This is a genomic window from Pseudomonas sp. P5_A12 (assembly GCF_056400685.1).
Map to the genome: position 1 here is coordinate 1 of NZ_JBFUKU010000046.1, position 15,381 is coordinate 15,381.

Here is a 15,381-nt window from a genome sequence, read left to right on the forward strand (position 1 = left end):
TTCCTCTTTCAAGCGGCTGGCGACCACATCGAACTGCAGCACACCCACGGCGCCGAGGATGATGTCGTTGCTGCGCTCGGGGAAGAACACCTGGGTCGCGCCCTCTTCCGCCAGTTGCTGCAAGCCTTGACGCAGTTGCTTGGATTTCAGCGGATCACGCAGGCGTACGCGACGGAACAGTTCCGGGGCGAAGTGCGGGATGCCGGTGAAGCCCAGGACTTCGCCTTCGGTGAAAGTGTCGCCGATCTGGATGGTGCCGTGGTTGTGCAAACCGATGATGTCGCCGGCAAACGCTTCTTCCAGTTGCTCACGCTCGGAGGAGAAGAAGGTCAGCGCGTCGCCGATCCGCACGTCCTTGCCGGTGCGCACGTGGCGCATCTTCATGCCTTTTTCGTACTTGCCGGAGCAGATACGCATGAAGGCGATACGGTCGCGGTGTTTCGGGTCCATGTTCGCCTGGATCTTGAACACGAAGCCGGCGAATTTCTCTTCAATCGGTTCCACGGTGCGCTCGTTGGCCACACGGGCCAGCGGTTTCGGCGCCCAGTTGACCACGGCGTCGAGCACGTGATCGACACCGAAGTTGCCCAGTGCAGTACCGAAGAACACCGGGGTCAGTTGGCCGTCGAGGAACTCCTGCTGGTTGAACTCGTGGCAGGCACCCTGCACCAGTTCCAGCTGATCGACGAAGCGGTCGTACTCGTCGCCCAAGTGTGCGCGGGCTTCATCGGAGTCGAGCTTCTCGATGATTTTCACATCGGTACGCTCGTGGCCGTGACCGGCGGTGTACACGATGATGTAGTCGTCGGCGAGGTGATAAACGCCCTTGAAATCGCGGTAGCAACCGATCGGCCAGGTGATCGGCGCAGCCTTGATCTTCAGGACCGCTTCGATCTCGTCGAGCAGTTCGATCGGGTCGCGGATGTCACGGTCGAGTTTGTTGATGAAGCTGACAATCGGTGTGTCACGCAGACGGCAAACGTCCATCAGCGCGATGGTCCGTGGCTCTACGCCCTTACCGCCGTCGAGAACCATCAAGGCCGAATCCACCGCGGTCAGGGTGCGGTAGGTGTCTTCGGAGAAGTCTTCGTGGCCCGGGGTGTCGAGCAGGTTGATCATGTGGTCGCGATACGGGAACTGCATGACCGACGTGGTAATCGAGATACCACGCTGCTTTTCCATTTCCATCCAGTCAGAGGTGGCATGGCGGTCGGACTTGCGAGACTTCACCGTGCCCGCAATCGCAATCGCCTTGCCCATCAGCAAGAGCTTCTCGGTGATGGTGGTTTTACCGGCATCGGGGTGGGAAATAATGGCGAAAGTGCGGCGTTTCGCGACTTCGGCGGCCTGTTTGGTCATGGGAAATCGCCTGGCAGGTGATTCAAAAAAGGGCGGCGAGTATAGCTTAAAAAGTAACCTCCGGACCACCGTTCACCGGTAGCAGCTGCCGAGCCCGCGAGGCTGCGTTCGGCGRCGAAGTCGTCGTCGAGTGGATGCACAGGGGCTGTCTGATACACCGAAGCGTCTGGTTTTAGGACGGCTTCGYCGCCGAACGCAGCCTCGCGGGCTCGGCAGCTGCTACCCCGGCAAAACGAAATGCGGGGTGGCTAAATGCTGTTAATTATGGAACCTTTTAAAAGGTGCAGACGTCCACTCCCCTGTTACGGCACTCGTACCAGGGGCTGAAAAATCAGCAAGTTAGCCTGACGAGGCTGCGCTTATGGCTCGATCTCATGCGGCTTTACCCGCCTGAAGAGCTGCTTCTCGCGAACGTTGATTTCCCGGCAGCCAGGAATGGAAAGCCACACGGGACTGCGTTCGCCGACAAAGAAAAAAGGAGTCCGCCTGTGGCTATTCGCTATGGCAAAGGGCTGACAGGAGGTGCGGTTGTCGTCGCCCTTCTGGCCCTGCTGATCCACTGGATTGGCATCAACACGATCGAACATTACCGCGACGATTTGTTGTTTTACCTGCAAGCTCATCTGATTCTCGTCCTTGTTTCCATGCTGGCCGCCCTTGTTGTGGGCATCCCCGCCGGTATCTTCCTCAGTCGCCCGACCATGGTGGGACGCGCTGAACGCTTCATGCAGCTTTTCAACATCGGCAACACCGTGCCGCCTCTCGCCGTACTGGCCATCGCCCTGGGCATCCTCGGCATCGGCAGCGGCCCTGCGATCTTCGCCCTGTTCCTCGCCTCGCTGTTGCCGATTGTGCGCAACACCTATGAAGGCCTGAAAAACGTTCAGGGTTCGCTCAAGGAAGCCGCCGTCGGCATCGGCATGACCCCGACTCAAGTGCTGTGGCGAGTCGAATTGCCGAACGCGGTGCCGATCATCATCGGTGGCGTGCGCGTGGCGCTGGCGATCAACGTCGGAACGGCACCGCTGGCGTTCCTGATCGGCGCCAACAGTCTGGGCAGCCTGATTTTCCCCGGCATCGCCCTGAACAATCAGCCGCAACTGCTGCTCGGCGCGGCCTGCACCGCCCTGCTGGCCTTGCTGCTCGACGGCCTGGTGACACTCGCCAGCCGCCTCTGGCTCGAGCGCGGCTTGCGCCCGTCTTAAGCCTCGGCAAAGGAAATTGTTATGAAGACATTTAGCTTTTTACTAGGCTGCGTCCTGCTGTTTGCAGGATTTGCCCAAGCCGCTGAAAAACCGGTCATCCGCATCGGCGCCAGGGTGTTTACTGAACAAACTCTGCTCGCAGAAATCACTTCCCAATACCTGCGCACCAAGGGTTACGACACTCAAGTGACCGGTGGTCTGGGCAGCAACCTGGCCCGCAGCGCCCAGGAAAGTGGTCAGCTGGATTTGATGTGGGAATACACCGGCGTGTCGCTGGTGGCTTACAACCATGTCACTGAAAAGCTCGACAGCACTCAGTCCTACGCAAAGGTGAAAGAACTCGACGTGAAAAAAGGCCTCGTCTGGCTGACCCCGTCGAAATTCAGCAACACCTACGCGCTGGCCCTGCCGGAAAAAACCGCGAAGGCCTATCCACAGATCAACACCATCAGCGAGCTGAACACGGTGATGCAGGCTGAGAAAAAGGACAATCACCTGGTGGCACTGGATACCGAGTTCGCCAACCGTTCCGACGGTCTGGACGGCATGGTCGACCTGTACACCATGAACCTGACCCGCAAAAACATTCGCCAGATGGATGCCGGGTTGGTCTACACCGCCCTGCGCAATGGTCAGGTGTTTGCCGGTCTGGTTTACACCACTGACGGTCGCTTGAACGCTTTCAAGCTGAAACTGCTCGAAGACGACAGACACTACTTCCCGGACTACACCGCCGCRCCGGTGGTGCGTCAGGTTTACCTCGACGCACATCCGAAACTGGCCGAAGAACTCAAACCGCTGGCTGAACTGTTCGATGACGCCACCATGCGCCAGCTCAATGCGCGGGTCGATGTCGATCACGAAAGCCCGTCATCCGTTGCCGCGGACTTCCTGCGCCAGCACCCCATCAAATAAGGAGGAAAAGTCATGGAATTTCTGAACGCCTTTTCCCATCTCGACTGGCCGCTGGTGCTGCAACTGACGTGGCAACACATCACCCTGGTCGGCATCGCCGTGACGTTGGCGATTCTGGTCGGCGTGCCTCTGGGCATTCTGATGACGCGCTTCCCGACGCTCGCCGGTCCGTTGCAGGCCAGCGCCACGGTGTTGCTGACCGTGCCGTCGATTGCCCTGTTTGGCCTGCTGCTGCCGTTCTACTCCAAATTCGGCCAGGGCCTTGGTCCGATGCCGGCGATCACGGCAGTGTTTTTGTACTCTTTGCTGCCGATCATGCGTAACACCTACCTCGCCCTGACCGGCGTCGAACCGGGTATTCGCGAAGCCGCGCGCGGCATCGGCATGACCTTCGGCCAGCGCCTGCGCATGGTTGAACTGCCGATTGCCGTGCCGGTCATTCTGGCCGGCGTGCGCACCGCCGTGGTCATGAACATCGGGGTGATGACCATCGCCGCGACTATCGGCGCCGGTGGCCTCGGTGTCCTCATTCTCGCTTCCATCAGCCGCAGCGACATGTCGATGCTGATCGTCGGCGCGGTGCTGGTCAGTCTCCTGGCCATCTTCGCCGACCTGCTTCTGCAATGGCTGCAACGCACGCTGACTCCAAAAGGATTGCTCAAATGATCGAACTTCAAAACCTCAGCAAGACCTTCCAAAGCAACGGCAAAGATGTGAAAGCCGTGGACTCGGTAAGCCTGACCGTCAATGAAGGCGAAATCTGTGTGTTCCTCGGGCCATCGGGCTGCGGCAAAAGCACCACGCTGAAGATGATCAACCGCCTGATCAAACCAACCTCGGGCAAGATTCTGATCAACGGCGAAGACACCACCGACCTCGACGAAGTGACCCTGCGTCGCAACATCGGTTACGTGATCCAGCAGATCGGCCTGTTCCCGAACATGACCATCGAGGAAAACATCACCATCGTTCCGCGCCTGCTGGGCTGGGACAAACAGAAATGCCACGACCGCGCCCGCGAGTTGATGAGCATGATCAAGCTCGAACCCAAGCAGTATCTCAATCGTTACCCGCGCGAATTGTCCGGCGGTCAGCAGCAGCGGATCGGCGTGATTCGCGCGCTGGCGGCGGATGCGCCGCTGTTGCTGATGGATGAACCCTTCGGCGCGGTCGACCCGATCAACCGTGAAATGATCCAGAACGAGTTCTTCGAGATGCAGCGTGCGCTGAACAAGACCGTGATCATGGTCAGCCATGACATCGACGAAGCGATCAAGCTGGGCGACAAGATTGCGATCTTCCGCGCCGGCAAGCTGTTGCAGATCGATCACCCGGACACGCTGCTGGCGCACCCGGCGGATGATTTCGTCAGCAACTTCGTCGGCCAGGACAGCACGCTCAAGCGCCTGTTGCTGGTGAAAGCCGAAGACGCGGCGGACAACGCACCGTCAGTCAGCCCGGAAACACCGGTGGCTGAAGCGCTGGAGTTGATGGACGAGCTGGACCGTCGTTATGTGGTGGTGACCTGTGCTGAGAACAAGGCATTGGGTTATGTACGTCGTCGCGACCTGCACCGTCAGGCCGGGACTTGTGCGCAGTATCTGCGTGAGTTCAATGCCACGGCGGCGTACGACGAACATTTGCGCATCCTGCTGTCGCGCATGTACGAGTTCAACCGCTCTTGGCTGCCGGTGATGGATGCTCAGCGGGTGTTTCTGGGTGAGGTGACTCAGGAATCGATTGCCGAGTATTTGAGCTCGGGCAAATCCCGTGGCGGCAAGACCAGCATTGTTTCGCCAGCCGAGACTGCGTTGGCCTGATCCCTTCCTTCTGATCGTTCCCACGCTCCGCGTGGGAATGCCTCCCTGGACGCTCTGCGTCCGCCCTTTGAGACGCAGAGCGTCTCTTGATGCATTCCCACGCGGAGCGTGGGAACGATCATTTGAGGGAACATCACACTGTCATGCAGGTCGTTTACATCAGTAGTTGTCAGGGACCGCACGACGGAACCGTGTAAAAACGCGACATTTTTTGTTGATCTCAAGCCCCTCACGCCCTAAAGTTCGCGCCGAACGTCCATGCTGGAAACGATCCATCCGGCTCAAGTACTGACGACGAGACAGCAAGGCCAAGGGCAGCACCGCCTCCCATGGCCTTTTTGCTTTCGGCGACATGCCTTGGGAAGTAGGCGAACCAAAGTGGGGATACGGAGGACGTTCAGGAGGGTGTGTCATCAATGAAATCACGAGTGCGCGATTTCATTGATGACACACCCTCGCACCCATTGAATAATCTAGTTTGCCAGTAGGAGTTCCCAGCATGTCGATCAACGTCGAAGACTATTTCGCGCGCGATACCTTCAACAAAATGAAGGCTTTCGCCGACAAACAAGAAACCCCGTTCGTGGTGATCGACACCGCGATGATCAGCCAGGCCTATGACGACCTGCGCGCCGGTTTCGAATTCGCCAAGGTCTACTACGCGGTCAAGGCCAACCCGGCCGTCGAAATCATCGACCTGCTCAAAGAGAAAGGCTCGAACTTCGACATCGCGTCGATCTACGAGCTCGACAAAGTGATGAACCAGGGCGTTGGCCCGGATCGCATCAGCTACGGCAACACCATCAAGAAATCCAAAGACATTCGCTACTTCTACGACAAGGGCGTGCGTCTGTAYGCCACCGACTCCGAAGCCGACCTGCGCAACATTGCCAAGGCCGCACCGGGTTCGAAAGTCTACGTGCGTATCCTCACTGAAGGCTCGACCACCGCTGACTGGCCTTTGTCGCGCAAGTTCGGCTGCCAGACCGACATGGCCATGGACCTGCTGATCCTCGCCCGTGACCTGGGCCTGGTGCCGTACGGCATCTCGTTCCACGTCGGTTCGCAACAGCGCGACATCAGCGTCTGGGACGCCGCCATCGCCAAGGTCAAAGTGATCTTCGAGCGCCTGAAAGAAGAAGACGGCATTCACCTCAAGCTGATCAACATGGGCGGTGGCTTCCCGGCCAACTACATCACCCGCACCAACAGCCTGGAAACCTACGCTGAAGAAATCATCCGTTTCCTCAAGGAAGACTTCGGTGACGACCTGCCGGAAATCATTCTGGAGCCAGGCCGTTCGTTGATCGCCAACGCCGGCATCCTGGTCAGCGAAGTGGTGCTGGTCGCGCGTAAATCCCGTACCGCTGTAGAGCGCTGGGTGTACACGGATGTGGGCAAGTTCTCCGGCCTGATCGAAACCATGGACGAAGCCATCAAGTTCCCGATCTGGACCGAGAAGAAAGGCGAGATGGAAGAAGTGGTCATCGCCGGCCCGACCTGCGACAGCGCCGACATCATGTACGAAAACTACAAGTACGGCCTGCCGCTGAACCTGGCCATTGGTGATCGTTTGTACTGGTTGTCGACCGGTGCTTACACCACCAGCTACAGCGCGGTTGAGTTCAATGGCTTCCCACCGCTGAAGTCGTTCTACGTGTAAAAACCACACGCAGAAATCAAAAAGCCCATGACGTGTCATGGGCTTTTTTGTGTCAGCGTTACCGCGGTGTCAGTTGCCGCTCAAGCTCGTCAATGCGCAGGGCGTAAGCCGGTGCCAATGCGCGGATTTGTGGATTCCCGGCGCTCAACAACGACTTGCTCGCAACTCGCAGGAAATTCAGATTTCCTCCGGCCAATGCCTTACGCAACCAAGCCAACGCCTCTTCGGCATTCCCTTCCTCGGCCAGCACAGCGGCATAACTGAACTGTCCACGAAAATCCCCCCCGGCCGCTGATCGTCGATACCAATCCCGAGCTGCCGGTAGATCCATCGGACAATCGCGCCCTTCTTCCAGATAACGCCCCAGCAGGTTCATCGACTTCGCGTGGCCAAGTTCAGCGGCCTGTCGATACAGGTTCAATGCCCGAGACTGGTCTTCGACCACGCCTCGCCCGGTCGCCAGCAGATTGGCGTAGTTGTACATCGCCCAATCCAGCCCGGCGTCTGCCGCGACTCGGTAATGCCGCGCGGCAATCGAGGCATCAGCGATGCAACCCCACCCATGCTCATGACAACGCCCGAGCATGTTGCGCGCCATCAGGTGCCCGCCCTGCGCGGCAATCACGAACCAGCGCAACGCCAACGCCTGATCCTGTGCGATGCCGTTCCCGTCCAGCAGAATCTGCCCCAGCAAGGCCTGAGCATCGAGTACGCCTTCGCGAGCAGCGATCAAAATCGCCTGGGCCGCGCGCGCCGGGCTTTGCTCCAGCATGGCCTTGAGCGAATCACCGTCGAGGACTTCCTCGCGGCGCAGTTGATAACTCATACCTCGACCCAGCGGCGAAGCAAGTTGTGATAGGTGCCGGTGAGGCGAATCAACGAAGGATGGTCCGGCATATCCTGCGTCAATTGCTGGATCGCCCCGTCCATCTCGAACAGCAAGGCGCGCTGACTGTCTTCGCGCACCAGGCTTTGCGTCCAGAAGAACGAGGCGTAACGCGTGCCGCGTGTGACGGCGTTGACCTTGTGCAGGCTGGTGCCGGGATACAAAACCATGTCGCCCGCCGGCAACTTCACGCGCTGGGTGCCGAAGGTGTCCTGGATTTCCAGTTCACCGCCGTCGTAGTCCTCGGGTTCGCTGAAGAACAGCGTCGCCGAAAGATCGGTGCGCACCCGCTCGATGCTGCCCTTGGGCTGGCGCACCGCGTTATCGATATGAAAATCGAAACTGCCGCCGGCGGTGTAGCAGTTCAGCAAGGGGGGAAAAACCTTGTGCGGTAACGCGGCAGACATGAACTGCGGATTTTTCCACAGCCGTTCGAGCATCGCCGCCCCTACTTCCTTGGCCAGTGGATGACCTTCGGGCAGTTGTAGATTGTGCTTGGCTTTGGCTGACTGATAGCCGGCGGTGATCTTGCCATCCGCCCAATCGGCCTGTTCCAGAGCCTCGCGGATGCGCTGCACTTCTTCTTTCGCGAACAAGCCGGGAATGTGCAACAGCATGGCAAAGACACCTGAGACCAAAGGGGCGCTAATGGTATTGATTCTTATTGCTGAAGTAAAACCCTCACGACGGACGAAACACCAAAAACCGTAAGGTTAAATTGTAAAGAATGTAAATTCTTCGCGAATAGTAACGTTTCGCAATTGATACAAATACGCGTCTACCCTATATTCCGCGGCCTCAAATCCTTGGGGAAGGGAATTCATAATGTCGCGTCAACTACCACACGTACCGGTCAGCTCACCACGTCTGCTCGCTTCGGCCATTGGCATGGCAATTACCGCCGGCACTGCGGGTCACATGGTTTTCGCGGCGGAAAAAGCCGACGAAAAAGCACCGAGTAATGTGCTGTCGCTGGGCGCTACCGCCATCACTGGCGAGGCTCAGGACGAGACATCCTACTTCGTCGAAAAAGCCTCCTCGTCCAAGTACACCGCGCCGTTGGTCGATACTCCACGTTCGATCACCGTCATCCCGCAACAAGTCATCAAGGACACGGGCGCCCTCAATTTGCAGGACGCGCTGCGCACCGTTCCGGGCATCACCTTCGGTGCTGGTGAAGGTGGCAACCCCCAAGGCGACCGTCCGTTCATTCGTGGTTTCGACGCGCAGGCCGATACAATGTTGGACGGCGTGCGCGACACCGGTTCGCAGAGCCGCGAGATCTTCGCCGTCGAATCGATTGAAGTCAGCAAAGGCCCGAACTCGGCCATCGGTGGCCGTGGCGCCGCTGGCGGCAGCATCAACCTGGTGAGCAAAAAAGCACACTTGGGTGACTCGTTTGATGGTGGTTTTACCTGGGGTTCGGACCAGACCCAGCGTTACACCATGGACGGCAACTATCAGCTAAATGACACCACCGCTGGCCGTCTGAACCTGTTGAGCCACGAAAGCAACGTCGCCGGCCGTGACAGCGTCGACTACGACCGCTGGGGCATCGCGCCGTCGCTGGCTTTCGGCCTGGGCACCGACACCCGCGTCAACCTCGATTACTACCATCTGGAAAATAACGACACGCCGGACTCGGGCATTCCTTACTCGATACCGGCCGGAGGTTCGGCTGCCCGGACCAAATCCAACCCGGACAAACCGGACGACGGCGGCAACAGCACAAACTTCTACGGCCTCAATGACCGTGACTTCCGCCAAGGCCGCACCGATATCTCGACCTTCGCCATCGAGCACGATCTGAATGACGCGATGACCGTCAAGAACACCTTGCGTCACGGTAGCAGCATGCAGGATTACATCCTGACCCAGCCGGACGACAGCAAGGGCAACGTCAACAATGGCACCGTCTGGCGTCGGGCAAACACCCGGGTCAGCAACACCAATACCACGACGAACCAGACCGATCTGTTTGGTGACCTCTACATCGCTGGCTTCAAGAACAGCTACTCCACCGGTATCGAGTACACCCACGAGGAGAGCCAGAAATCCACGTACAACGTCAACACCGACACCACGCCAGGAACAGCGGCAGTGACCACCAACTGCAACCCGGCGTTGATCGGCGCGCCAAGCGGTTACAACTGCACCTCGCTGTCCAACCCGAACCCGAACGATCCATGGAACGGTGCGATCTCGCGTAACTACGCCGGTACCGACACCAAGGCCGACACGTACGCGATGTATGTGTTCGACACCCTGGAATTGTCCCAGCAGTGGTTGCTGAACATGGGCCTGCGTTACGACCATTTCGAAACCGACTACAAAACCTTCAACGCATCCGGTGTGACCACTGCCAAAGACAAAGACACCAGTGAGTTCGTTACCGGGCAGTTTGGCGTCGTTTACAAACCGGCGGAAAACGGCAGCATCTATGCGTCCTACGCGACCTCGGCTACACCACCGGGCAACACCTTGGGCGAAGGTTCCGAAGGCAATCCTTTGGGCGGCGGTACCGTCAATAACGATTTGAAACCGGAAACCACCAAGAACTACGAAATTGGTACCAAGTGGGATCTGCTCAATGATCAGCTTTCGCTGACCGCCGACATCTTCCACACCGAGAAAGAGAACGCACGCGTTCAAGTCAATACMAACACCTATGAAAACGCCGGCAAAACCCGCGTCCAGGGTGTCGAACTGTCGGCCACCGGCAGGATCACCGATAAATGGCAAGTCTTCGCCGGTTACGCCTACATGGACAGCGAGCAAATCGATGGCGGTGACATGCCGTTGAACAGAGCCAACAACGGCAACGAACTGCCTAACACGCCGAAAAACAGCGCCAGCCTGTGGACAACCTATCAGGTCCTGCCGAGGCTGACGGTCGGTGGCGGTGCGTTCTATGTCGACGATGTCTTCGGCAACGTGGCCAACACCACCATGGTTGAATCCTACGTTCGTTGGGACGCGATGGCGGCCTACAAGCTGACCAAAAATATCGACCTGCAACTGAACGTACAGAACCTGACCGACGAAACGTATTACGACAAAGCCTTTTCGACCCACTTCGCCAACCAGGCGCCGGGCCGTACAGCATTGCTGAGCACCAACTTCCACTTCTGATCGAAGTGGCTGGCAATAACGCCAGGCCCCGTTCATCTCAATGAGCGGGGCTTTTGTGTGTAAAAAAGAATGTTTCTCGACAACCCACGGCATAATGCGCGCCGTGATGACACTTTTTGAACGAACAAGGCGAGCGACGTGTTGAATAAAACCCTGTTCCAGTTGCACTGGTTTTTCGGCATCAGTGCCGGGCTGGTCCTGGCCCTGATGGGCATCACCGGGGCAACTGTATCGTTTCAGGATGAAATCCTGAATGTGCTGAATCCTTCCGTGTTGCAGGTTGAGAAGCAGGTTGCTGGCGTCCTGCCGCCCGTCGAACTGGTCGAGCACATTGAAGCCGCGTCGGGGAAAAAAGTCTCAATGCTCTCCGTCGAGACTGACAGCGGCAATGCGGCCAAGGTGTTTTTCACGCCGCCACCGGGCCAACGCCGTGGCGAGATGCGCTACTTCGATCCGTACACCGCCGAGTTCATGGGCGACGCCACCGGCCAGGATTTCTTCGGCTTTATGCTGCAACTGCACCGCTTCCTGGCCATGGGCGACACCGGTCGCAACATCACCGGCGCGTGCACGCTGATTCTGGTGTTCTTCTGCTTGTCCGGCCTGTACCTGCGCTGGCCGCGCCAGTGGAAAAGCTGGCGTGTCTGGCTGACCCTGGACTGGAAGAAAAAGGGGCGTAGCTTCAACTGGGATTTGCACTCGGTCGCCGGTACCTGGTGCCTGGTGTTTTACCTCTTCGCGGCGCTGACCGGGTTGTCCTGGTCCTATGAGTGGTACAACAAGGGCCTGACCCGCTTGCTGTCCGACGCACCACAAAAGGAGCGCGTGCGCGGTGGTCGCGGTCCTGCACCAAGCGGTCCGCCACCGACCGCCGACTACGCGGCGATCTGGAGCAGCGTCTACAGCGCTGCGGGCCCGGAACTCAGCGCCTACAACGTCCGAATGCCGCCAGTGGCCGGCCAGCCGGCGACCGTGTTCTACCTGCTGAAAACCTCCCCCCACGACCGCGCCGTGAACCAGATCACCCTCGATCCGGCGACCGGCATCGTCAAGCAACATGATCGTTACAGCGACAAGAGTCTCAATGCGCAATTGCTCACCAGCATCTACGCGCTGCACGTCGGCAGCTACTTCGGCATTGTCGGGCGGATCATCCTGACGATTACTGCGCTGACCATGCCGCTGTTTTTCGTCACGGGCTGGTTGCTGTACCTGGATCGCCGACGCAAGAAAAAGCAGATCAAGGACGCACGCAAAGGCCTCGAACAACCGGGCAGCGATGCGCCGGCGTGGCTGATCGGTTTCGCCAGCCAAAGCGGTTTCGCCGAGCAACTGGCGTGGCAGACGGCGGGACAATTGCAGGCCGCCGGACTGCCGGTGAACGTGCAGCCACTGGCGAGTGTCAGCGAACAGGATTTGCTGGATTCCAGTAATGCGCTATTCGTGGTCAGCACCTTCGGTGACGGCGAAGCGCCGGACAGCGCTCGGGGCTTCGAGCGCACGTTGCTGGGTCGGGCGTCGAGCCTGAAAAACCTCAACTATGCGGTACTGGGTCTCGGTGATCGCCAGTATCAGCACTTCTGCGGCTTCGCCCGACGCTTGCACGCCTGGCTGGGTGAGCATGGCGGCAAGACCCTGTTCGCGCCGGTGGAAGTCGACAGCGGCGACCCGTACGCCTTGCGTCACTGGCAGCAACAACTGGGCCTGTTGACCGGGCAAACACCGGTCGACACCTGGCAAGCACCGAGTTACGACAACTGGACACTGACCCGCCGCGAATTGATGAACCCGGACAGCAGCGGCGCACCGGTGTACTTGCTGGGTCTCACCGCCCCGTCCACCAGCAGTTGGCTGGCCGGTGATCTGGTGGAAGTGCTGCCGCGTAATTGCCCGTGGGCCATCGAGCACTTCCTCGAAGGCCTRGGCATCAACGGTCGCGCCGCCGTTGCGTTTGATGGATTGTCACAACCTCTGGAACAAGCGCTCGCCACGCGCCAATTGCCTGAGAACAGAGCCCATCTGGTCGGCCTGCACGCTCAGGCATTGCTCAATGCACTGGTGCCATTGGCCATGCGCGAATACTCCATCGCCTCGATCGCAGCTGATGGTGTGCTGGAGTTGATCGTGCGTCAGGAAATGCACGCCGACGGCAGCTTGGGCATCGGCTCCGGTTGGCTGACTGAACACGCGCCCGTGGGCGGCTCCATCAGCCTGCGCGTGCGACGCAACAGTGGTTTCCATCTGCCGGCCGAGCCGGTGCCGATGATCCTGCTGGGCAACGGCACCGGCCTGGCCGGGCTGCGCAGTTTGCTCAAGGCGCGGATTGCCGATGGGCAGCAACGGCATTGGCTGTTGTTTGGCGAACGTCATCGGGAACACGATTACCTGTGCCGCAATGAGCTGGAGGAGTGGTTGATTTCGGGCGATCTGGAGCGACTCGACCTGGCGTTCTCACGGGATCAGGCCGAGAAGATTTATGTGCAGGATCGACTGCGTGAGTCAGCGGATGAGCTGAAGAAATGGCTGGCCGACGGTGCCGTCATTTACATCTGCGGCAGCTTGCAGGGGATGGCGTCGGGCGTCGATCACGTGCTCAACGAAGTGCTCGGAATTGCTGAGGTCGATCGTCTGATCGAACAGGGCCGCTACCGCCGCGACGTCTACTGACACCCTACACTCCTTGTAGGAGCTCAGCTCCTACGGGGGGGTTGGTGTACAACCATTAGACTAGACTGGTTGCACTTTCTGCTCAAACACCGCCACCCCATCCAGATCCCGCAACACCACCCTCATCTCCCCTGTCTGCCCGTCGATATTCACCTCGCCAAAAAACTGAAATCCGGCAAACGGTGAAGTGTTCTGCGCGGGCGGAGCCTTCTCGAATACCACCTCTGGCCCGAACGTCTTATCCAGCGTATCAGGCCCAAAATTCTGTGCGTTCAAAGGCCCGGCAACAAACTCCCAGAACGGTTCAAAGTCCTGAAACGCAGCACGATCCGGGTGGTAATGATGCGCTGCGCAGTAGTGCACTTCCGCTGTCAAAAATACAAAATTTCGCACTTGCTGCGCCCGCAAGAATCCCAACAATTCAGCGATTTCCAGTTCACGTCCCTGGGCCGGTCCCGGATCACCATTGGCCACAGCTTCCCACCGCGTTACGCCGGGGCTGACCTGACCGTCGGGCGCGCCAAGGCCAATCGACATGTCGGCGGCAATGACTTTCCACTGCGCTTGCGAGCCTTTCATTTCCTGCTTGAGCCAGTCCAGTTGCTCACGCCCGAGAAAGGGTTTGGCAGCGCCGAGGTTGTCATCATTGGCGCCACGATAACTGCGCATGTCGAGCACAAACACATCGAGTAGCGGCCCATAGCCGAGCTTGCGATAAATCCGCCCGCCGCTGTCGGCGCTCTGCAAACGCATCGGTGCATATTCGAGCCAGGCCTGACGCCCGCGGCCGACCAGTTTGCGGATATCTTTCTCCTGGTAGCCTGCATCGAGCTGCTTGCCCGGCGACCAATTGTTCACCACTTCGTGGTCGTCCCATTGCCAGATCTGCGGGACCTCGGCGTTGAAGCGGCGGATGTTTTCATCCATCAGGTTGTAACGGTAGTTACCCCGATAATCGTCGAGGCTTTGCGCAACTTTGCTCTTGGCTTCGCTGGTGATGTTGCGCCACACCCGGCCACTGTCGGTGGTGAGTTGCGCCGGGATCGGACTGTCAGCGTAGATGGTGTCGCCGCTGTGGATAAAAAAGTCCGGCAGGCGCAACCGCATGGCTTCGTAGATGCGCATGCCGCCAATGTCCGGGTTGATGCCGAAGCCTTGGCCGGCGGTGTCGCCGCTCCAGACAAAACGGATGTCACGGCGGCTTTGCGGCACGCTGCGCAAATGGCCGAACCAGGGTTCGCTGGCGACACCGCTTTGGGCGTCCTCGAAGGACACGCGATAGAAAATCGCCTGATCGGCGGGCAGCCCGGTGAGTTCCACGCGCGCGGTGAAATCGGTACGGGCATCGGCCAGCGGCGAAACCAATCGGCGTGGGTTGCTGAACAGGCTGCGGGTGTCCCATTCCACCACCATGCGCGCTGGGCGGTCGCTGCGGCTCCAGATCATCGCCCGGTCACCCAGCACGTCGCCGGACTGCACGCCGTCGGTGAGTTGCGGTCGATCCTTGACCGAGGCGATCACGGCCGGGGCAAGCCCCGGCAACAGCAGCCCGGCGCCCACCGCTTGCAGGATACGACGACGACCGAGGTCAAATTCGCTCATGGTGTTCTCCCTGAAAAGGGAAACTAAAGCACATGCCGATGAAACCAGTACGACACATTTCCCCTGTGGGAGCGGGCTTGCCCGCGATAGCGGTGTGACAGTCACCGAATGAGTTGACTGTCAGGCCGTCAT

General features: G+C 59.0%; 11 protein-coding genes. 7 read left to right on the forward strand and 4 right to left on the reverse strand.

What is annotated here, in order from left to right:
- Positions 1–1,359, reverse strand: a 1,359-nt coding sequence (locus AC1DSG_RS09365; protein WP_477790632.1) for a peptide chain release factor 3, incomplete at its 3' end; no start/stop codon positions are given.
- Positions 1,360–1,847: 488 nt separating this feature from the next.
- On the opposite strand from AC1DSG_RS09365, the gene AC1DSG_RS09370 reads away from it, so the two are divergent.
- From AC1DSG_RS09370 to AC1DSG_RS09390, 5 genes are all read left to right on the forward strand, one after another.
- Positions 1,848–2,564, forward strand: a complete 717-nt coding sequence (locus AC1DSG_RS09370) for an ABC transporter permease (protein ID WP_477790633.1) — start codon at positions 1,848–1,850, stop codon at positions 2,562–2,564.
- Positions 2,565–2,585: 21 nt separating this feature from the next.
- Positions 2,586–3,479 (forward strand): glycine betaine ABC transporter substrate-binding protein, encoded by an 894-nt coding sequence (locus tag AC1DSG_RS09375; protein WP_477790634.1) that lies wholly within the window; start codon positions 2,586–2,588, stop codon positions 3,477–3,479.
- Between the two features lie 12 nt (positions 3,480–3,491).
- Positions 3,492–4,145, forward strand: coding sequence for an ABC transporter permease (locus tag AC1DSG_RS09380; RefSeq protein WP_477790635.1), 654 nt, complete (start codon positions 3,492–3,494; stop codon positions 4,143–4,145).
- Positions 4,142–5,299 carry an osmoprotectant ABC transporter ATP-binding protein OsmV gene (locus AC1DSG_RS09385; protein ID WP_477790636.1) on the forward strand — a complete coding sequence of 386 codons (1,158 nt, stop codon included), beginning with the start codon at positions 4,142–4,144 and terminating at the stop codon, positions 5,297–5,299. The genes AC1DSG_RS09380 and AC1DSG_RS09385 overlap by 4 nt, the downstream gene beginning before the upstream one ends.
- Before the next feature lie 499 nt (positions 5,300–5,798).
- Positions 5,799–6,962 (forward strand): type III PLP-dependent enzyme, encoded by a 1,164-nt coding sequence (locus tag AC1DSG_RS09390; RefSeq protein ID WP_007942814.1) that lies wholly within the window; start codon positions 5,799–5,801, stop codon positions 6,960–6,962.
- Between the two features lie 58 nt (positions 6,963–7,020).
- On the opposite strand, the gene AC1DSG_RS09395 is transcribed toward AC1DSG_RS09390, so the two are convergent.
- Together AC1DSG_RS09395 and AC1DSG_RS09400 are read right to left on the reverse strand one after the other, a co-directional pair.
- A complete protein-coding gene (locus tag AC1DSG_RS09395) occupies positions 7,021–7,788 on the reverse strand; it encodes a tetratricopeptide repeat protein (RefSeq protein ID WP_477790637.1) in 768 nt (255 codons plus the stop codon).
- Positions 7,785–8,465 (reverse strand): Fe2+-dependent dioxygenase, encoded by a 681-nt coding sequence (locus tag AC1DSG_RS09400; protein WP_477790638.1) that lies wholly within the window; start codon positions 8,463–8,465, stop codon positions 7,785–7,787. The genes AC1DSG_RS09395 and AC1DSG_RS09400 overlap by 4 nt, the downstream gene beginning before the upstream one ends.
- A 208-nt stretch (positions 8,466–8,673) precedes the next feature.
- Between AC1DSG_RS09400 and AC1DSG_RS09405 the strand changes: the two genes are divergently transcribed.
- Positions 8,674–10,980: a TonB-dependent receptor gene (locus AC1DSG_RS09405; protein WP_477790639.1), complete on the forward strand. Its 2,307-nt coding sequence runs from the start codon at positions 8,674–8,676 to the stop codon at positions 10,978–10,980.
- A 138-nt stretch (positions 10,981–11,118) separates the two neighbouring features.
- A complete protein-coding gene (locus AC1DSG_RS09410; protein ID WP_477790640.1) occupies positions 11,119–13,647 on the forward strand; it encodes a PepSY domain-containing protein in 2,529 nt (842 codons plus the stop codon).
- A gap of 60 nt (positions 13,648–13,707) precedes the next feature.
- On the opposite strand, the gene AC1DSG_RS09415 is transcribed toward AC1DSG_RS09410, so the two are convergent.
- Positions 13,708–15,249, reverse strand: a complete 1,542-nt coding sequence (locus AC1DSG_RS09415) for an alkaline phosphatase D family protein (protein WP_477790641.1) — start codon at positions 15,247–15,249, stop codon at positions 13,708–13,710.
- Positions 15,250–15,381: the final 132 nt, after the last annotated feature.